We start from the raw sequence: 18816 nt of genomic DNA on the forward strand, positions 1-18816 counted from the left end.
GGCCGGAGGCGGAACGCCGGGGCTCGGTCAGGTGTGGCGGAGGAAGTCGGTGACGAGGCGGTTGAACTCCGCGGCGTGCTCGATCATCGCCCAGTGCCCGCACCGGTTGAGCAGGACGAGGCGCGAGTCGGGGATGTGGGCGAGCAGGAGAAGGGAGTGCTCGTAGGAGACGACCCGGTCGTCCCGGCCGTGGATGAGCAGGGTCGGGACCTGGAGGGAGGCCAGGTCCTCCAGGGCGGCGAACTTCGGGAGGGGGGCGCCTTGCGGGAGGCCGTCCAGGTAGTTGCGCAGGTGGTCCGGGCGGGCGGAGGCGGCGTCGGAGCGGGCCGCGCACAGCGCGTCGGTGGCGTAGGCCTTGTCGTAGACCATGATGTTCACGAGGCGGCGCATCGTCTCCGGCGAGGGGTCGCGGTAGGCCTCGATGAGGACCTTCAGTCCTTCGCTGGGGCCGTCGCCCGGGCCGAACAGCTTGGGGGCCTTGCCGGTAGGCGGTCCCATGGTGACGAGGTGGGAGACCCGGTCGGGGTGCTCGACGGCCATGCGCAGCGAGGTGGCGCCGCCCATGGAGTTGCCGACGAACGCGGCGCGCTCGATGCCGAGTTCGTCCATGAACTGCACGGCGGCCTCGACGTGGTCGAGCCGGTCCACGGTGCAGGCGTCGGAGGAACCCCAGCCGGGCATGTCCACCGCGTAGACGTGGAAGTGCTCGGCGAGCGCCTCGATGTTGCCGGAGAAGTTGCTCCAACCGGTCGCCCCCGGTCCGCTGCCGTGCAGCAGGATGACGGGGTCGCCCGCGCCCGCCTCCTGGTAGTGCAGCAGCCAGTCCTTGGTCTGGACGGTCCTGGCGGTCTCGGCCTGGGTGAGTGGCACGACGGATCTCTCCTTGCTCGTTCGGGGTGGCGGGCGTCTGGGGGAGACGCCGTGGGGGAGGCCGCGCGCGGCCGGGGGATCAGGCTCCGGCGCTGAGCGCGGCGGCGACCTGGGCGGGCGCGCGGTGGCCCCAGCTGTCGAGCTGGTCGTATTCGCGCACGGTCCAGGAGTCCTCGTCGATGATGAGGCCGCCCCAGCCGTACTCGATGGCGAAGCCGGACGGGGTGCGGACGTAGAAGGAGAACATCTGGTCGTTCGGGTGCATCCCGAGCGTCATCTCCATGGGCGTCCCGGCGTCCAGGCAGCGGTCGTAGCCCTCGCCGACGTCGTTGATGTCGCCGACCTCGATGAGGAAGTGGTGCATCTTCTTCTCGACGGGCATGTCGGCGAGCCCGACGGTGTGGTGGCGGCCGTTGCAGTGCAGGAAGACGGCGTCGGCCATGACGCCGGGGGCGACCTCCTCGCGGCAGTAGTCGCTGACCTTGAAGCCGAGCAGGGCGTAGAAGTCCAGGAGGTCCTGGCGGGGCGCCTTCTCCATCAGGAACGTGTGGCCCGCGCCGCCGGTGCCGGTCTGGAAGCGGGAGTGCAGCACGTCGGAGTGGAACGGGGTGCCGGCGTCGCGCAGGCCCACGTACAGCTCGATCCGGTTGCCGGCCGGGTCGGCGGTGACGGCGATCCGCTCGACGGCGCGTGCGGCGGCCAGGGCCTCGTCGCCCTCCTCGACGCCGTGGCCGGCTTCGCGCAGCCGGGCCGTCAGGGCGTCCAGGTCGGTTTCGGAGGCGCAGGCGTACCCGCTGAAGGCGAGGTCGTCGGCCGGGCCCGGAACGATGATCATGCGGTGGGTCTTGTCGTCCATCCGCAGGGTGCGGCCGGCCTCGTCCTTGACGCCGGGCTGGAGGCCGAGCAGGTCGACGGCGAAGCGCTCCCAGGCGGCGAGGTCGCTCGCCTCGATGCCGATGTAGCCGAGTTCGGTGACTCTGGTCATGGTCTTCTTCCTTTGTCGGGTCAGGCGGGGACGGTGAGGCCGGAGGTGTCGGCGGCGGCGACGAACCGGTCGGGGCGGACGGCGACGACGCGCGCGCCGAATCCGTGCAGCCAGGCGCGGATCGTCCCGTCGATGTCCACGAGTTCGTCCGGTCCTTCGGTGCCGCCGTCCACGGCGCGCACCGCGAGGTAGCGCGCGCCGAGCGCGTCCCAGCCGGAACGCTCCTCGGCGGTGAGGACGGTGCCGGGGTCGATGTCGTCGCCCAGGAGCACGAATCCGTCGCCGAGGAGGTCGTCGAGGCGGCCCATGACTCCGCGAGGGTCGGCGGCGGTGGGCTGCGGCAGCATCCGGCCGACGATGTCGCCGTCGCCGCCGACCGGGCCGCGCACCCAGCCGCCGGTGAGCACGGGCGGGCGGATCAGCGGCGGATCAGCGGCGGCTCGGCGGCCGGTTCGCCGGCGACGGGGGGAGCGGTGAGCTCGCTCATCTCCTCCTCGCTCAGCTCCAGCCGGACGATCTTGCCGAGCTGGTCGGAGAGCGACGTGTAGAGGGCGACGTTGGGCCGCCTCTCGGTCTCATAGGTGTCGAGGAAGGCGTCGGGCATCCGCCCGTCGAGCACGTACGTGAGCTTCCAGGAGATGTCGAAGGCGTCCCGGATGCCGGACTGCATGCCCGAACCGGCCCACGGCGGCATGAGGTGGGCGGCGTCTCCGACGAGGAACACCCGCCCGACCCGCCATCGGTCGGCCGTGCGCAGGTGGTGCTTGTAGAAGGCGTGCTGGTGGATCTCCACGTCGTCCTCGGAGACGCCCATGGCCTTCAGCAGCGGCCAGATCTGCCCGGGGGCCGCGAAGTCCGCGCGGGACTCCTCCGGGCGCAGCGGGATCTCCCAGCGGTGGTGGCCGCGGGCCAGCGCGATGTCCACGACGGGCCGGTCCCGGTCGGACCAGAAGGTGAGGAGGTTGCGGTCGGGCCACCAGCGCTTGACGTAGGTGTCGATGACGACCCAGGTCACATCGAGGGTGTCGCCGTCGAGTTGGACGCCGAGCAGTTCGCGGGTGGGGCTGCTGCCGCCGTCGCAGGCCAGGGCGTAGCGGGCGCGGGTGGTGGTGGTCCGGCCCGTGGTGAGGTCGCGCGCGGTGACGGTGACGCCGTCGGCGTCCTGCTCGACTCCGACGACCTCGGTGCCGTAGCGGACGGACCCGCCCGTGTGCCGCTCGGCGTGCTCGCGCAGCGTCGCCTCCATGAGCGGCTGGTAGATCGTGTAGAAGCGGGCGTTCCCGCCGAGCGTCGAGGGCGGGAAGTCCACCCGGTACAGCTCCTCCCCCGCGTAGGTGATCCAGCGCAGGGCGCGCATGACGTCCATGTCGCGCTTCACCGCCTCGTCGGCCCCGAACGACTGGAAGATCCGCATGGTCCAGTCGTTGACGGTGACGGCGCGGGCCCGGGGGTAGATGTCGCGGTCGCGTTCGAAGGCGGTGAAGGAGACGCCGCGCGCGCCGAGCGTGTTGGCGGCGGCGACGCCGCTCGGCCCGTAGCCGATGATCGCGACGTCGACGTCGTAGGGGTGGGTCATCTCAAAGCACTCCTGGGGTTCCCGCTGGGCGGCGGGGAGCCGGGCGATGGCCTGGCCGGCGGGTGGGACGAGCGGTGGCGGCAGGGCTCGAAGGCCCTGGAGGGACACCACAAGACTAGTTTTGTACGGAACGTTCGGTCCAAAACCTGTGTGACCGAAGCTACAAACGGGACTTCGGGGATGTCAAGTCCACCGGACGAAGTACCGGCTCTCGTTAGACTCATCACCCGTGGAGAAGAGCAAGCACGTCAGGAATCGCCGGGGCGAGCGCTCACGCGAGGAGATCCTTGACGTGGCGTCACGGATCATGGCCGACCGGGGCTACGCCGCGACCAGCATCTCCGACCTCTGCCGCGAGGCGGGCCTGCCCAAGAGCGCGATCTACCACCACTTCGAGTCCAAGGCCGGCCTGCTGACGGCCGTCATGGCCCGCGGCGCCCAGGGGTTCTTCGACGGAATGCGGGCACGCCACGGGAGCGGCCCCGACGGCGGCACCCCCCGCGAACGGATCCGCTGGTACCTCGAGCGCACGGGCGAGGCGTTCCTGGAGCACCGGGAGTTCCTGGCCCTGCTGCTGATCCTGCTCATGAGCAACGAGGCCGCCGACGCCCCCGACGCCGAGAAGGTCGTCACCGACGTCCGCGCCGAAGGCCTCGCCTACATGGCGCACATGGTCGAATCCTCCTTCGCCCCCGAAGGACCCGAGATCGCCAGGGCCGTCGCGGACGCCATCGCCACCTTCGGCATCTCCGGCTTCGACGGCGCGTTCGTCGCCCTCCAAGCCGACCCCGCTCGGACCATGTCCGCGGAGATGGAGATCCTCGCCGAGGCCATGGCCGCCCTCGGCGAGTCCCGCGCCGCCCGCCTGCGCCACTGACCCCGAGGGCCCGTTCCCAGGACGGCGGGGCGCGCATCCAGAGCCTCGCCTACCGGACCGACCTGCACCTGCGCCGGATCGCGGGAGCCGCCGTCACCGGGCACCCCGACCATCTGGTGGTGCGGAACGGCCGGTCACGTCGAGTCGGCGCCTTCGGGATCAGTGTGCCGGAGTGGCGGGGGGCGGGGTCCATTCGCCGGTGAGGATGGGCTCGTCGGGCCAGTAGGCGCGCAGGTAGAGGGAGAAGGGGCGGCCTGCGGGGGAGGGGAGCCAGTTGGTGTCCGGGAGTCGGGCCGGGTGGCTTGGATGTGCAGGGTCAAGGATCCATCGGGCCCGTAGCGCAGGTCTTTGTTCTTCGTGCCGAGGGAGTAGCGGCCGATGGGGTTGGGGGCGAAGAAGTGGTGCTCGTTGTAGAGGGTGAGGGACCAGAAGCCCTTGGCCGGGGGCAGGCCGCCTGCGGGGAAGGCGAGGGTGTAGGCGCGGTCGCCGTGCAGCCGGGCGCCGGTCTCGTCGAGGTCGAGGTAGAAGTAGGCGGTCTCGGCGGGGACGTTGACGAAGATGTTGGCCTTGGCCATCGCGGTGCGTGACAGGTAGTCGGTGCCGTACATCGCGCCCAGCCGGACGAACGACTCGGTGCGCTGGTCGACCGCCTGGTACACCCAGAACCGGTCGCCGAAGTCCGGCACCTGGATCACGCATGGCCCCGCGTCCGCGGTGATCATGCCGAAGCCGTAGACGACGTCCTGGTTGGGGCAGGCCACCATCCGCTGCTCCGGGGTGATGTAGTCGTGCAGCATCGCCAGCCTGCCGGGCGGCGCCACCGGCACGAACCCGCCCATCAGGCCGGGCTCGGGCAGCTGCCGGAACAGCACGGCGCGGTTGTGGATGTTGGCCAGCGGCCACCCCACAGATAAGCCAGCCGCGCCAGTCCTGCCGCGTACTGCGGCGTCATCAGCCGCCCCGCCATCGAACCCGACCACCCCACGGCCACCACCACTCCCACGCCCCGACCTTTCCTGAAGGCATCCCCCGCCCACCCCGACAGCAACGATCGCCATATCCGATCCCCACCGGAAACCGACCCGACCTTTGATCTCCACCGAAAAAGGCAGCCGATTGGATAGGACCTGATCGGACGAGCGGCCCGTTGTGGCGGCTCCGGGGCGGTGTCGAACGATGACACCCCCTCGTATGGGATCACTGGAGCACGACGGTGGCTCCGTATCGTTGGAGAAGCTGCACAATCTCCTCGAAGTAGGAGATACGACCCGTCGGATCGTCGACCACCTCGGCCAGCGCTCGACGCGCCACCTCGGAGTCATGCCAGATCAGGGTGAACGGCGGAACCACCCCGAAGCCGCCGTTGAGGCAGTCCCTGAAGGCGTTCGACTCCCGGCCGAAGTAGCGACCAGGACCGAGAAGAGCCTCGGCGATCGCACAGTGCAGCCCTGGAACGTCGGTGACGAAACGACCATCGAGATGGTGGTCGCCCCCCGACCGATCCGGCTCGGGTACGGGCAGCCGCCAGTCTCGGGTGGTGAGGCCGATCCATTCGAGCCTGCCCGCCGAGTCATATGGTGCCCACAGGTTCGATTCGGTCGGCGGGCCTTGACGCCACTGATCCCAGATCGGGCGGGCCGCTGGGACAGGGCGGCCGTCTCCACCGTCGGCCAGGGTGATGTCGACCAGAGCGCCACCGAGCACGGACGGGCGGGCACCGGCGATGGCCAGCCCTACGACAGGGGAGGCCATGACGGCGCCCTGCCGGTCCAGCACCAGAAGGTGGGCCCAGCCCCGTTCCCACTTCCGCGGTCGCCTCAGTGCCGCAAGGAGCGGCTCGGCGGGCTCGCAGCCCACCAGTGCCAGGGGGATGGGGGCCGGGGCCGGCCGCCGCTTGAACAGTCCGTCAACTGCCACGCACTCGCCTGCGCGTCCAGCAGCCATCGTCCCGGCGAACAGCTCGAAGCGCGGCCTCGCAGGTAGCTTGAGAAAGCTCTCCTCATGCCGGACGCCGGCTCCGAGCACGATGTCATATCGCGTCGCATCGCCAAAGTGGGGCTGATGCGCGATCACGACGGCGTCGACGAGGGTCCACCACTGCACGGGCCGCTGGTCATCCCAGACCTCGACGCACACCTCGCCCAGACGCTGAGACGAGACGTCGTCGCCGAGCAGGGCATCATTCAGGGGACCGTCGGGGCGACAGCCACGCAGAGTGATGACCTCTCGCGGCAGGGGGAGGGGATCGACGAACAACCCCTCGACTCCAGCGGCCTTTCCCCAGAGCTGCTCGACGCCATCCTCGTCCTCGCGGACCAGCAGATACCGCACCGGCAGCTCCCGATCCCAGGTGAGGGAGATCTTGTAGATCCGCTTCGAGGATGCGGCGATGCCCGCGGAGCGGAGGTAAGCGTCGACCGCGGCGGTGAAGGTCTCGGGGGCGTCGCGTCCGAGGGGGATCACTTCGGCGGTGCTCGCACTCATGGGCTCCGGCCCTTCCGGCTTCCCGCAGTAAATGCGTACACCTCGCGTCCGGGGTGGTGATCTGAGCGTGCCAGGTCGGAGCGGGGGCCACCACCGGCTTGCTGGGGCCCTGCCGCAGTAAATCCGTGAATTTACTGCGGCAGGCCTCTCGGGTGTCAGTTCAGCAGATGAAGGCGCGCTGCCACGGTTTCCAGGAACCAGGTCGAGTATTCGTCGGTGGAGTTGAGGTCTGCACGGATCACGGCCGACCAGTCGTCGCGTCGCAGGATGGTCAGGTATTGGTCGAGGAGGCGGGCTTGGTGGTCGGGCGGCAGGTTCGGGAGGTCGGGGTCGCCCTTGAGGAGGCGGTCGGCGATATGGGCGGCGGTGTAGTAGCGGCGCGCGGTCGGTTGCTGGCGGGCCAGGTGGCTGACATGGGCGTCCAGGACTCGGCGGATCGCGTGATAGTAGTTCCAGGTCTGACCCATGCCGTTGTTGTTCGCCATGAGGCTGAGCAGCCGGCCGGTGTGGTCGATGAGGTCATCGTCCGGGTCGGGCGAGGTGATGGCCTCGTGGACGTCGGCTGCTTTGGCGACGGCGCCGACGTAGTAGCCGTTGAGGATGTCGCCGTTGATGGCTTCGCGCAACAGCCACGGGCGGGCGGCGGCCCCTCCGACCTCGCAGAGAGCCTCGACGATGTAGACCCGGCCCCATCCCGCGGTGCGCTGGGCGAGCCACAGGAGCGCTTGGCCGCCGCCCATCCGCCGTTTCAGTGCGTGTGCGGCAAGGGGCCCGAACGTCTCCGACAGCAGACCGATGTGCTTGATCAGGTCGATGTCCTGTTCGTCCCAGTCTGACGCGAGCAGGGCGAGACCGATGATGGTCGAGCATTTATCGGGGCTGTGGCGGACGAGATAGCGGCCGGTTTCCTGGACGCGTTCGAGGTCGGCGCGCAGTGCGGCTGCGGTGATGTGCTCGTTGAGGTGGATGGGGACGTCCACGTCGTGGAAGGTCCCGATCAGGTCATGCGGCGAGGCGTCAGAGCAGGCGAAGTGCGCATCCAGGATTGCAGCGGCTCCGGCGCCCTGGCGCCGGCGATCATCGTCTGGCGCGCGGGTCCGCCGACGGTGGGCGTCGCTGACCGGGTAAGGCTCGCCGTCGTTGGGGAGGGCGGCTTTGGGATGCAGGCGGTGGAGCTGTAGAGCGTGTTCGTACAGGCTCATCTGGTTGTCGAGCGGTCCAGGCTCGGGTGCCTCGCTCACCGGCGGGCGGAGGACTCGATTCTCTTGAGAATGCTCCCAGCATAGGGCAGTTCGGGCGCCTGCCTGTCCTCAGCACCGACACTCATCACTGGAGTGTCGGCCTCGCGTCAGCGAACGGGGCAGGGCCGGTGGACCACCTACAGATAGTTGCGCCAAAAAGGCACAGTGGCCTGCGGAGCCCAGTCTTCGGGGCGTTCGGGCCGGGGTTCTTCGAACTCCTGGTTGATGTAGTCGAGCAGGTCGGTTCCGTAGTAGATGACGTCTGAGCCCCGCATCGACAAGACCGGGTGGCCGAAGGTGCCATGGCCTTCGGGCAGGAACCTGTGCGCGTAGAGGGGAACCATCGTGGGGGCTCCGGACAGGTGCGATCGTGCGTGTTCGATGGCTGCTTCGACCGAGTCCGGGCGCGTGCCCCAGGCGGGCTGCCAGTGTCCGCGCTCAACGTCCTCAAGGAGGAACTCCTCCGGCCAGTTCAGCTGCTTTCGGAGTTCGGCGGGATCGCCGTTGCGCCAGTCGGGCCAGGGGCGTTCCCAGGCATAGCTCACTCCGGGCTCGTCGTCCCGTGGTTCGTGGACCGGCAGGCCGGCAGCGAGGAAGGCCCTGTGGTCATCGGCGAACACGAATCCGTACTCGCGCTCGATGCGTGCGAACTCAGCGTCGGTCAGACCGGGCTCGATCACACAGCAGTTCAGCTGGACCAAGCGCTCCGCTGCTGCGTTTCCGAGCAGGACTCCCTCTGCGCCGATCATGCTTGGACCGTATCGCGAGATCGCCTTTGCTGATGGGCGCGCGGAGTCACTCAGACGGTCCTTGCTGAGGAGCTGCAGTCACAGGGATTCAGGGGTTTCCGACATGCGCGTCAGCCCCAGGTTCGTAGCGCCGGCGATGAGGACCGCCAGGATGCTGCGCTTCAACGCCACCGTCTGCTTGGTCTTGTGGCCGCCCGCGTGGGTGAAGCAGTCGATGAAGCAGGTCGAAGCGAGGGTCACGCCTGCTCTGGGAGGCCGAGTTCCTTCAGCAGGCCTTCGATGCGGGTGCGGATCTCGTCGCGGATGGGGCGGACGGCCTCGACGCCCTGGCCCGCGGGGTCGGGCAGGGTCCAGTCGAGGTAGCGCTTTCCGGGGAGGACGGGGCAGGTGTCGCCGCAGCCCATCGTGATGCACACGTCGCTCGCCTGGACGGCGTCGCGGGAGAGGACCTTCGGGATCTCGGCCGAGATGTCGATCCCGATCTCGGCCATGGCCTCCACGACCGCGGGGTTCACCGTGTCGGCGGGCGCCGAACCGGCGGAGCGGACGTCGACGGCACCGCCTGAGAGGCGGGTGAGGAACGCGGCTGCCATCTGGGAGCGTCCGGCGTTGTGGACGCACACGAACAGGACGCTGGGCTTAACCGACACGGTCGGGGTTCCCTTCGAAGCGGCGCCGCAGCGCGAGCGAGACGTAGACCAGGGCGACGAGGACGGGCACCTCGATGAGCGGGCCGACGACCCCGGCGAGGGCCTGGCCGGAGGTGACGCCGAAGGTGGCGATCGCGACGGCGATGGCGAGTTCGAAGTTGTTGCCCGCCGCGGTGAACGCGAGGGTGGCGGTGCGGTCGTAGGGCAGGCCGATGGCCTTGCCGAGCGCGAAGGCGCCGGACCACAGGAGGGCGAAGTAGGCGAGCAGGGGCAGGGCGATGCGGGCGACGTCGAGCGGCTGGGAGATGATCGCCTCGCCCTGGAGGGCGAACAGCAGCACGATCGTGAACAGCAGCCCGTACAGCGCCCACGGCCCGATCTTCGGCAGGAGGCGCTGCTCGTAGCCTTCGCGGCCCAGGCGCTTCTCGCCGAGGCGGCGGGTGAGGAATCCGGCGATGAGCGGGACGCCGAGGAACACCGCGACGCTTCCGGCGATCTGCCACGCCGAGACGTCGAGGGCCTCGCCTTCGCCCAGGCCGAGCCAGCCGGGCAGCAGGTCGAGGTAGAACCAGCCGAGCAGCCCGAACGCGACCACCTGGAACACCGAGTTCAGTGCCACGAGGACGGCGGCGGCCTCCCGGTCGCCGCAGGCCAGGTCGTTCCAGATGATCACCATGGCGATGCAGCGGGCGAGGCCGACGATGATCAGTCCGGTGCGGTATGCGGCGTGGTCGGGCAGGAGCAGCCAGGCGAGTGCGAACATGACGGCCGGGCCGACGACCCAGTTCACGACCAGCGAGGAGACCATGAGCCTGCGGTCGCCGGTGACGGCCTCCAGCCGGTCGTAGCGGACCTTGGCCAGCACCGGGTACATCATCACCAGCAGGCCGAGCGCGATCGGCAGGGAGATCCCGCCGACCTCGACCTTGGCGAGCACGTCGTTCAATCCGGGCACGGCCCGGCCCAGACCCAGACCCGCGGCCATCGCGAGCAGGATCCACACCGCCAGGTACCGGTCGGTGAACGACAACCGCGCCGGGGCCGCGGGGGAGGGGACCGAGGTGGCGGTCACGAGCGGTCTTCCGGCCCGGGCAGGGGATCGCCCCCGGGGCGGGTGAGGATCGAGGCGAGCCGGTCGGTCGTCTCGGGAACGAGCCGGTAGTACACCCAGGTGCCGCGCCGCTGCCCGTCGATGAGCCCGGCCTCGCGCAGCAGCTTGAGGTGGTGGGAGATCGTCGGCTGGGACAGCTCGAAGGCGGGGGTCAGGTCGCACACGCACACCTCGCCGCCCGCCCGCGAGGCGATCATCGACAGCAGCTGCAGCCGTACCGGATCGCCCAGCGCCTTGAACACCCGCGCCAGCTCGGCGGCCTCCTCGGCGGCCAGGGGCGTGGTCAGCAGGCCGGGGCAGCAGCCGGCCACGCCGTCCTGGCCGAGGACCCGGAGCTCTTGTTTCGACATGCTTCTATATTGACAGAGCTCGAATCAGGGTGCAACGGTAGATAGAGGAACTTCGATACAAGTAGTTGAGGAGACCGTCATGTCCCGCATCCAGCTCGCCCTGCGCGTCGCCGACCTCGAAGGATCGGTCGCCTTCTACTCCAAGCTGTTCGGCGCCGAGCCCGCCAAGGTCCGCCCCGGCTACGCCAACTTCGCCATCACCGAGCCCCCGCTCAAGCTCGTCCTCATCGAGGGCGAGGCCGGCGAGCCCACCCGCCTGGACCACCTCGGCGTCGAGGTGCAGACCACCGACCAGGTCACCGCCGCCACCACCCGCCTGGCCGAGGCGGGCCTGGCGACGTTCGAGGAGAACGACACCTCCTGCTGCTACGCCCTGCAGGACAAGGTGTGGGTCACCGCCCCCGGCGCCGAACCGTGGGAGGTCTACACCGTGAAGGCCGACGCCGACACCCTCGGCAAGAGCGCCGACGGAGCACCCGCCACCTGCTGCACCACCGACCAGGCCGAACCCGCCCTCCCCGAGACCGCTCCGACCGGCTGCGGCTGCGGCCCGAACTGACCCCGCCAGGAACGGCCCGGCCCCGCGGCGACGCACAGCCGGGCCGTCCGCATCCGCGAAGGCCGACGCTCCGGCGGCACAGCACGGCCGCTCCCGTCAGGAGCGTGCCTCATCTGGCGGGTCGACGGTCACGAGACCACCGGGCGGAGACGGCGGGGTGAGCTGCGGCAGGGGAAAACGCCGGTAGCGGGTCTCTTTGTTGTTGGCCAAGCCGGGCCGCTGCCCGGCGCGGGGCTGGTTGTGCGTGGGCGGGATGTGGAAATCATCTGGTCGTGAGGCCGCCTCCGAGGATGGACGGCCGCCGGAGGCCGGCAGAAGAAAGGAATCCCATGGCCGTCATGATCACTGAGGACTGCATCAACTGCGGTGCCTGCGAGCCCGAATGCCCCAATGAGGCGATCTCCGAGGGGGACGAGATCTATGTGATCGACCCCGGGCTCTGCTCGGAATGCGTCGGGTTCTTCAACGCAGAGGCGTGCCAGGCCGTCTGCCCGGTGGAATGCTGCGTGCCCGACCCTGATAACGCCGAGACGCTGAAGACCCTGCTCGCCCGGTCGGTGAAACTGCATCCCGACAACACCGAGCTCAAGCGCGATGCCGCCAGCGGCATCTACCCCAGCCGCCTCAAGCCGTAGCAGCGCCTGCGACGCCGAGCACGTAGAACGGTGTGAGGGCCCCGGCCGGTCGTGCCCGGCGGGGCCCTCACACATGCCTGCATGAGGTCCTGCAGGGTGACGGCGGGCGCAGAGGCGGGTTCGGGCTAGCGGACCCCGGGGGCGCCGCCGGTGGCTAGGCTCGCGGCCCTGATCGCGCTGTTAATGGAGATCTCGCCGCGCATTCCGGGTGCGGCCACGGTGTCCGTGGCGACGTAGATCCCCTGGCCTCGGTCGATCGGGGAGCGGTCGCGCCATGTCCGGCCGGGCAGGTCGAGTGCGCCGCTGCGGCCCTTGGCGATGGCGGTGCGCCGGAAGGTGGTGCGGCCGGCGAGGTCCGGGAGGAGCAGGTCGGCGAACGCGTCCAGCCGGGCGCGGGCCGAGGAGTGCGACTCGTCGGCGCGGACGGGCATCTGGAGTTGATAGAGCGACTCGCCGGGCGGCGCGATCGAGGCGTCCTGCATCGTGTAGGACTCGTGGAATCCGCCCTCGTCCAGATCGAAGACGAGGGTGCGGTCCCCGCGGTCGGCGCGGACGGCGACGTCCAGCAGGGCGCAGTGGCCGGAGGTCCACAGCAGCCGGTCGTCGCGAAGGAGCCGGGACGCCGACGCCGGGTCGGTCGCGACGATGACGGGACCGGTCTCGGGCAGGACGTCCACGCGTGAGCCGGTCTCGATCCGGACGCCCAGTTCTCCGGCACGGCCGGCCATGCGGTCCAGCACCGTCTGCCAGCCGCCGCGCACCCACCGGACGGCGGGCGGCCTCGGGCCGAGCACCCGCTGGAACAGGTCCCAGACGAACGCCGCCGACAGCCGCCCGGTGTCGGCGTCGTAGGTCACCACGCTGATCGCGTTCGCCATGTGCCGGGCGGTGGTCTCGCCCCAGCGGTCGGAGGCCCAGCTGTGGAAGTCCCGGTCGAAGGGCGCGGCGAGCCGGAACCGCGCCTGGGCGGCGAGCATCCGCAGCGGAGGCGTCCGGCGGACCCGCCCGTCGACGCGGAAGCCCAGCCGGGCGGCGGCTGACGGTGACAGCCAGCCGAGCCCCCGCACGAAGCCTCGCCGCGCCAGCCACCGGTAATGGGGGCCGTCGGCGTAGAACACGTGCGCGCCGTCGTGGGCGATGTGCGGGGCGGGCGTCGCCCGGCCGCGCCCGCCGAGCATGTGGTGGGCCTCGTGCAGGACGACGTCGGCGCCGGTCTCGGCGCAGGCGATGGCGGCGGTCAGGCCGGCGAGACCGCCGCCGATGACAGTGATGGTCATGGTCATGCCGTCAAAGACGCAGCACCCTTCCGGTCTGTGACATCACTGCGCCGAGTTTTTCCGGATTGACCACCAGATGGCAGGCGACGACCCGACCGTCGGCCACCTGGAGCTGGAAGTGAACGATGGGGCGCCCGTCCGCCGTCACCTGCAGCGCCGGGCCGGCGTTGGCCTCGACCAGCCGGTACTCCAGCGTCTGCGCGGCCCCGTCGACGCCGACCGAGGACAGGAACGGCTTCCTGAGCCGCATGATCTGCAACAAGAACCGGGCGACCTGCTCCGGGCCGACGATGGCGCGGCGCGGCGCGACCGCGTTGCCGCCGCTGTCGGCGACCAGGCGGACATCGGGTGCGAGCAGTGCCATCACATCCTCGATCCGCCCCTCCAGACACGCGGCCGTGAACCGGTCGGTCACCTGCCGCCACACGACCGGGTCCACCTCGAAGCGGGGACGCCGCTCCCGGACATGGGCCCGCGCCCGCGCCGCGAGCTGCCGGACGGCCGGCTCCCGCCGGTCCAGCAGCCCGGCGATCTCCGGATACCCGAAGGCGAACACCTCCCGCAGCACGAACACCGCGCGCTCCAGCGGCGACAGCGACTCCAACACCACCAGCAGGGCCAGCGACACCGACTCGGCCCGTACCGCGTAGTCGGCCGGGTCGACGGGTCCTTGCGGGTCCCCGGTGGTCAGCAGCGGTTCGGGCAGCCAATCCCCGGTATAGGACTCCCGCCGCGCTTGTACCCGCCGCAGCCGGTCGACCGACAGGCGGGTGACGGCGGTCAGCAGGAACGCCCGCGGATCCTCGACCCCCGCCGGATCGACCCTCGACCACCGCAGCCAGCACTCCTGGACGACGTCCTCGGCGTCCACCACCCGCCCGAGCACCCGGTAGGCGACCCCCATCAGAAGTTCGCGATGCCCGGCGAACACCTCCTCACCCGCATCCACCGGCCGACCTCCCCGCACCGACGTCAGGGCAAAAACACCATAATCCCCACCGGCCGGGCCTCAGGGCAGGGTTCAGCCGCGTCGGTGGGGGAGGTGCTCACTCGGTCTTCTAGTGCGCGGCGGCGGGCCTTTCCCGGTCGAGTTCGCCGAGGAGGCGCCAGGTGCGGTCGGCGGCCTCGGGGCCGACGAGGCCGGTCTGAGTGAGGACCACCTCAGTGGCGCCCGCGTCGAAGTAGCGACTGACCGCGGCGGCGATCGTCTTCTCGTCTCCGATCTCGACGAGGTCGGCGGCGCGCGAGGCTCCCGACAGTTCGATGACGCGCTGGTAGGAGGGGATCTGGTCGTAGAACGCCAGCTGTCGGGCGGCCTCCTCCCGCGCCGTTTCCACGTCGTCGGTGACGACGCCGGCGAGGAACGCCACCACGCGTGGAGCGGGCCGTCCGGCGGCTGCCGCGGCCGCCGTCAGCTGCGGCACGATGTGTTCGTCCAGCGCCTTGGGGCCGGCCAGGAAGGGCAGCGTCCCGTCGGCCAGCTCCCCGGCGACGCGCAGCGCTCGCGGCCCCATCGCCGCCACCAGGAGCGGCACCGGCGGCTCGGCCCCCGCCAGCCCGGCGGGTATCGGGGTGGTCGCGGCCAGCGTCTCGCCCCGGAAGTCCACCGTCCCCTCCGCCTGGAGTCCCCGCAGGACCGTGAGGAAGTCCCGCAGCCTGGCGGCGGGCCGCTCGTGCGGAACGCCGAACGCCGGTTCCACGAACACCTTCGCCCCGAGCCCCAGCCCCAGGGTGAACCGCCCGCCGGTGGCCGCCTGCGACGTCTGCGCCTGCGCCCACACCGCCAGCGGGTGCCTGCCGAACACCGGCACCGCCGACGTCCCCACACGCAGCCCCGGCACCTCCCGGCCGATGATCCCCGCCAGCGCCACCGCGTCGTAGCCGAACTGCTGCGCCAGCCAGACCGACGAGATCCCCGCCGCGGCCGCCCTCCTTCCCTGCTCGACCACCGCGTCGACGGCGTTCGCCGTCGACTCCGACACCGTGAGAACCACACCAGAAGACATAACCATGCAAACCCGGTAGCTATTGTCGCCATTCCGGGTCCGGCTCAGCGTCCTGGCCGGATGCGGCCGACTGGCCAGAGCCTTCTCGCCGAGGTCGTCGATGCGTCGGCCGCTCAGCGTCACTTCGCCGCCCGAGGGCCGGTCCGGCCCGCCGAGCAGGTGCAGCAGCGTGGACTTGCCGCAACCGCTGGGGCCCATGGCCGGCGGGCGCGTACGCCTTGCGATCCGCCCGGTCGGCGCCGTCTTTGGTTCCGGTCCCGGCGATCGGCCGGTGGGGTTCAGTTCTGTGTGGAGATGCAGAACGGGTGGCCTGCGGGGTCCAGGAGGACCCTCCGCTCATCGGGGTGCGGCTGGACCGGGGGTTCCACGGCGCCCAGTGCCAGCATCCGGGCCTGGGCGGCGTTCAGGTCGTCGACGCCCAGTTCGATGTGGGCCTGCTTGCCCTGGGAGGGGTCCGGCCAGGTCGGGGGCCGGTAGTCGGCCACCCGGATGAAGCCCAGCCCGGGCGCGCCCTCCCGGCCCAGCAGGACGAAGTCCTCGCTGGAGTGGACGACGGGCAGGCCGAGCGCGTCGCCGTAGAAGCGGGCCAGCTCGGCGGGGTCCGGGCAGTCGAAGTCGACGGACAGCAGGCGGATGGCGGGCGCGGAGGTGGATTCGGTGCTCATGAGGATGACGCTATGACGGGACCAGGACAGTTCCGGTCCTGGTCATCGGGGACACTTCAGGATGTGATCAGCACTTCCGCCCGCCTGCTGCGACTGGTCTCGCTGCTGTCCGCACGGCCGACGTGGACCTGCCGCGAGTTGGCCGAGCGGATGGCGGTCACCGACCGCACGGTACGACGGGACATCGCCCGGCTGCGGGAACTCGGCTACGGCATCGAGTCCGATCCCGGGCCGTGGGGCGGCTACCGCCTCGGCGGCGGCACCCGGGTGCCGCCGCTGATCCTCGACGACGAGGAGGCGCTCGCCGTGGCCGTCGCGCTGCGCGAGGCCGCGCTCAGCGGCGTCCTGGGCGGCGACCAGGCCGCGCTGTCGGCGCTGTTGAAACTACGGGCGGTCCTACCGCCTCGGATCGCCGACCGGCTGGGCGAGATGGACGCGACCTTCGTGCACACCCCCAGATCCGAGGCCGGTCAGATCTCGCCCGGCACGCTGCTGGAACTGGCCTCCGTCTGCCGCCGCGCCGAGCGCACCCGCCTGGCCTACCGGGACCACGCGGGCAAGGCCACCGTCCGGGACGTCGACCCCTACCGCCTGGTGTTCACCGGCCTCCGCTGGTACTTCGTCGCCCGGGACGTGGCCCGGGACCAGTGGCGCACGTTCCGGGCCGACCGGGTGGCACACCTGCAGCCGACCGGACACGCGGTCGAACTCCTCGACCCGCCCGACCCGGCGCTCCTCGTCTCCCAGAGCATCGCGGCCGTCGTGTACCCGCTCTATGCGACGGTCCGGCTCCCGCACCCCCTGGACCAGGCGCTACGACTGGTCCCGCCGACGATCGGCGCCCACCACCCCGACGGCCCCGACGCCACCATCGTCGAAATCGGCGGCAACAACACCGACCAGCTCGTCGACTACCTCCTCGGCCTGGGAACCAGGCTCCGGGTCCTGTCACCGGACCCGGTACGGGAGGCGCTGCTGCACCGCACCCGAGAGCTGTTCGAGGACAACAAGAGCGACCCGCCCCGGTAAGGGGCGTCGCGCCGCCGTCGGCCGGTCACCGGGCGGCGTGGGAGCAGATCCAAGGGCCATCTGCTCCCCTACGGAGACTTCACCGGCCGAAGCCAGCTGCCGATTCTCGACAGCGCTCTGGGCCTGCTCGAGGAGTCGGCGACCGAGGGGTAGAGCATCGACGAGGTGCTGGGTGAGGACATCGAGGGCTTCTGCGCGGCGCTGGCCGGCGGAGAAAGGGTCCGGGGCCATCGCGACCGGTGGCGCGAGCAGTTGAACAGGAACGTCGCGAGGAAACTGGGCAGGCCGGGAGAGTGGCGGGCGCACATGGCACGGGTCAAGGCGCTCCCGCCGGACCACCAGATCGTCTACAAGGAGATCCAGAGGTACCTGTTCAAGGTCGGACCGATCGACCTGCTCTCAGGGATCCTCGATTTCTTCGTTGATCAAGGAATCGCGCACCTACGCCGACATCTATCAGGAGTCCATCAGCGGGAAGTCCGGCACGGCCGACAGGTAGCACCCGCCGAGCGCGCCGGTCGTCGCCCGGACGCGATCACCACTCCCAATGGCGTCTCGTCCCCGCCTGCCCGGTGCGCATCCCCGACGCAGGCACCGGTCACGTTCGACCCCATCGAGGCCGCCGAGAAGCCGGCGTCCACCTACTCGGGCGGCAAAGACACCCTCGATCAGCCGAAGCGGCTCGTCCCCGGCGGCCACGTGTCCCTGCGGTTCACCGACGACACCGTGCTCACCGGTGCGCTCGGCGCCGGCTTCCTGGAGCCCTCCGATGACGACCGGCTCACGCTGCAGGTCCCCTCCGACGCCGCGACCCCGGGCTTCGGTAGCGGGGCGCCTAGAGCGAGTCGAGGAACTCCATGATCGGCGGGTTGAGCAGAGGCGTCGCGTCGATGACGCCGTTGTGCGCGTGGCCGGGGATCTCCACGAACCGCGCGTGGGGGATCGCGGCGGCGGCCGTGCGGCCGCCGGCGGGCGGGAACAGCAGGTCGTGCTCGAGGGAGCAGATCAGCACCGGCGCCTGGACGGCCGCCCACCGGGCGGCGTGCCCCCGCTCCAGCGACCAGGAGATCCACGCCCAGTACTGGCCGCGCAGCCCGGGGGAGTCCCACTCCAGCGGGGTCAGCAGGTCGACCCAGCCCTGGACGGCCGCGTCGTCCTCCTGCAGGCTCTTGGCGGGCAGGGCGTAGGCGAGGTTCTCGGCCACGAAGAACTTCCCGAGCCCGCCGGCGTTGGCCTCGAGGAGCTCGCCGATCGCCGAGGCCCAGGTCCGCACATAGACGGTGGCCGGCCCGGCCGACGCGATCAGGACGGCCGCCGCGACGCGCTCGGGCCTGGTCGCGGCCAGCTCCTCCGAGACCAGGCCGCCCAGTGACATTCCCATGAGGACGGCCCGCTCCCAGCCGAGCCGGTCCAGCACCTCGACGACGTCCGCGGCCAGGTCCGCGACGAGGTAGCGCCCCTCGGTCCCGGGCGAGTCCCCGCTGCCGCGCAGGTCGACGAGCGCGACCCGGTATCCGGCCGCGAGCAGCGCGGGCAGCTGCGTCATGTGCCAGACCGCGCGGGGCATCCCGATCCCGCCGAGCAGCACGACGCGCACACCGTCCTGCGGTCCGTGCAGTTCGTAGCCGAGCATGGCTTCCTCCCTGAGGAACCGAAGACCGAGACCCCGCCCCACCAATCCCACAAACGCACCGAATCTGGTGCGAATGTAGCAGTGAAGATCATCAGATGTCAGAAGAATCGTCGTGTGAG

22 protein-coding genes and 1 pseudogene are annotated in these 18816 nt (G+C 70.6%); 5 read left to right on the top strand and 18 right to left on the bottom strand.

The genetic code is table 11. The annotated features are described in order from the left end of the window. Window positions 1-27: 27 nt before the first annotated feature. The 4 genes from ABD140_RS07310 to ABD140_RS07325 form a co-directional block, all read right to left on the bottom strand. A complete protein-coding gene (locus ABD140_RS07310; protein WP_344238108.1) occupies window positions 28-870 on the bottom strand; it encodes an alpha/beta fold hydrolase in 843 nt (280 codons plus the stop codon). Between the two features lie 79 nt (window positions 871-949). Next, on the bottom strand, window positions 950-1855 hold the full coding sequence (locus ABD140_RS07315) for a VOC family protein (RefSeq protein WP_344238110.1): 906 nt from the start codon (window positions 1853-1855) through the stop codon (window positions 950-952). Window positions 1856-1875: 20 nt separating this feature from the next. After that, window positions 1876-2262: a hypothetical protein gene (locus ABD140_RS07320; protein ID WP_344238112.1), complete on the bottom strand. Its 387-nt coding sequence runs from the start codon at window positions 2260-2262 to the stop codon at window positions 1876-1878. Window positions 2263-2273: 11 nt separating this feature from the next. Then, window positions 2274-3431 carry an FAD-dependent monooxygenase gene (locus ABD140_RS07325; protein ID WP_344238114.1) on the bottom strand — a complete coding sequence of 386 codons (1158 nt, stop codon included), beginning with the start codon at window positions 3429-3431 and terminating at the stop codon, window positions 2274-2276. A gap of 229 nt (window positions 3432-3660) precedes the next feature. On the opposite strand from ABD140_RS07325, the gene ABD140_RS07330 reads away from it, so the two are divergent. Continuing rightward, window positions 3661-4308: a TetR/AcrR family transcriptional regulator gene (locus ABD140_RS07330; RefSeq protein ID WP_344238116.1), complete on the top strand. Its 648-nt coding sequence runs from the start codon at window positions 3661-3663 to the stop codon at window positions 4306-4308. Window positions 4309-4442: 134 nt separating this feature from the next. On the opposite strand, the gene ABD140_RS07335 is transcribed toward ABD140_RS07330, so the two are convergent. The 8 genes from ABD140_RS07335 to ABD140_RS07370 form a co-directional block, all read right to left on the bottom strand. Beyond that, window positions 4443-5216, bottom strand: a complete 774-nt coding sequence (locus ABD140_RS07335) for a DUF1214 domain-containing protein (RefSeq protein ID WP_344238118.1) — start codon at window positions 5214-5216, stop codon at window positions 4443-4445. Window positions 5217-5505: 289 nt separating this feature from the next. Then, window positions 5506-6792, bottom strand: coding sequence for a barstar family protein (locus tag ABD140_RS07340; protein WP_344238120.1), 1287 nt, complete (start codon window positions 6790-6792; stop codon window positions 5506-5508). Between the two features lie 155 nt (window positions 6793-6947). After that, complete coding sequence (locus tag ABD140_RS07345) at window positions 6948-8033, bottom strand: hypothetical protein (RefSeq protein WP_344238122.1); 1086 nt, start codon at window positions 8031-8033, stop codon at window positions 6948-6950. Between the two features lie 137 nt (window positions 8034-8170). Next, on the bottom strand, window positions 8171-8782 hold the full coding sequence (locus tag ABD140_RS07350) for a hypothetical protein (protein WP_344238124.1): 612 nt from the start codon (window positions 8780-8782) through the stop codon (window positions 8171-8173). A gap of 78 nt (window positions 8783-8860) precedes the next feature. Further along, on the bottom strand, window positions 8861-9022 hold the full coding sequence (locus ABD140_RS07355; protein WP_344238126.1) for a Tn3 family transposase: 162 nt from the start codon (window positions 9020-9022) through the stop codon (window positions 8861-8863). After that, window positions 9019-9432, bottom strand: a complete 414-nt coding sequence (locus ABD140_RS07360; protein ID WP_344238128.1) for an arsenate reductase ArsC — start codon at window positions 9430-9432, stop codon at window positions 9019-9021. The genes ABD140_RS07355 and ABD140_RS07360 overlap by 4 nt, the downstream gene beginning before the upstream one ends. Continuing rightward, window positions 9422-10504, bottom strand: coding sequence for an ACR3 family arsenite efflux transporter (gene arsB, locus ABD140_RS07365; RefSeq protein WP_344238130.1), 1083 nt, complete (start codon window positions 10502-10504; stop codon window positions 9422-9424). The genes ABD140_RS07360 and arsB overlap by 11 nt, the downstream gene beginning before the upstream one ends. Then, entirely contained in the window at window positions 10501-10893 is a 393-nt protein-coding gene (locus tag ABD140_RS07370; RefSeq protein ID WP_344238132.1) for an ArsR/SmtB family transcription factor, read from the bottom strand. The genes arsB and ABD140_RS07370 overlap by 4 nt, the downstream gene beginning before the upstream one ends. Before the next feature lie 79 nt (window positions 10894-10972). Here ABD140_RS07370 and ABD140_RS07375 point away from each other — a divergent pair, with 79 nt between their 5' ends. Together ABD140_RS07375 and ABD140_RS07380 are read left to right on the top strand one after the other, a co-directional pair. Then, a complete protein-coding gene (locus ABD140_RS07375) occupies window positions 10973-11452 on the top strand; it encodes an ArsI/CadI family heavy metal resistance metalloenzyme (RefSeq protein WP_344238134.1) in 480 nt (159 codons plus the stop codon). Window positions 11453-11781: 329 nt separating this feature from the next. Next, entirely contained in the window at window positions 11782-12087 is a 306-nt protein-coding gene (locus ABD140_RS07380; RefSeq protein WP_344238136.1) for a YfhL family 4Fe-4S dicluster ferredoxin, read from the top strand. A 125-nt stretch (window positions 12088-12212) separates the two neighbouring features. On the opposite strand, the gene ABD140_RS07385 is transcribed toward ABD140_RS07380, so the two are convergent. From ABD140_RS07385 to ABD140_RS07400, 5 genes and pseudogenes are all read right to left on the bottom strand, one after another. Further along, window positions 12213-13364, bottom strand: a complete 1152-nt coding sequence (locus ABD140_RS07385; protein WP_344238138.1) for an NAD(P)-binding protein — start codon at window positions 13362-13364, stop codon at window positions 12213-12215. A 10-nt stretch (window positions 13365-13374) separates the two neighbouring features. Then, window positions 13375-14313, bottom strand: coding sequence for an RNA polymerase sigma factor SigJ (sigJ, locus tag ABD140_RS07390; RefSeq protein ID WP_344238140.1), 939 nt, complete (start codon window positions 14311-14313; stop codon window positions 13375-13377). 109 nt (window positions 14314-14422) lie between these two features. Next, complete coding sequence (locus ABD140_RS07395; RefSeq protein WP_344238142.1) at window positions 14423-15346, bottom strand: TIGR03564 family F420-dependent LLM class oxidoreductase; 924 nt, start codon at window positions 15344-15346, stop codon at window positions 14423-14425. 108 nt (window positions 15347-15454) lie between these two features. After that, window positions 15455-15568 (bottom strand): annotated as a pseudogene (locus ABD140_RS40055) (ATP-binding cassette domain-containing protein); the annotation flags it as partial. Window positions 15569-15648: 80 nt separating this feature from the next. After that, a complete protein-coding gene (locus ABD140_RS07400) occupies window positions 15649-16035 on the bottom strand; it encodes a VOC family protein (RefSeq protein WP_344238144.1) in 387 nt (128 codons plus the stop codon). A gap of 63 nt (window positions 16036-16098) precedes the next feature. Between ABD140_RS07400 and ABD140_RS07405 the strand changes: the two genes are divergently transcribed. Beyond that, a complete protein-coding gene (locus tag ABD140_RS07405) occupies window positions 16099-17064 on the top strand; it encodes a helix-turn-helix transcriptional regulator (RefSeq protein WP_344238146.1) in 966 nt (321 codons plus the stop codon). 165 nt (window positions 17065-17229) lie between these two features. After that, complete coding sequence (locus tag ABD140_RS07410) at window positions 17230-17925, top strand: DUF1048 domain-containing protein (protein ID WP_344238148.1); 696 nt, start codon at window positions 17230-17232, stop codon at window positions 17923-17925. Here the strand turns inward: ABD140_RS07410 and ABD140_RS07415 are convergent. Then, window positions 17900-18697 (bottom strand): alpha/beta fold hydrolase, encoded by a 798-nt coding sequence (locus ABD140_RS07415; protein ID WP_344238150.1) that lies wholly within the window; start codon window positions 18695-18697, stop codon window positions 17900-17902. The two genes, ABD140_RS07410 and ABD140_RS07415, sit on opposite strands and share 26 nt — an antisense overlap. Between the last annotated feature and the right edge of the window lie 119 nt (window positions 18698-18816).

Source organism: Actinocorallia libanotica (assembly GCF_039525175.1).
In the GTDB taxonomy this organism is placed as follows: domain Bacteria; phylum Actinomycetota; class Actinomycetes; order Streptosporangiales; family Streptosporangiaceae; genus Actinocorallia; species Actinocorallia libanotica.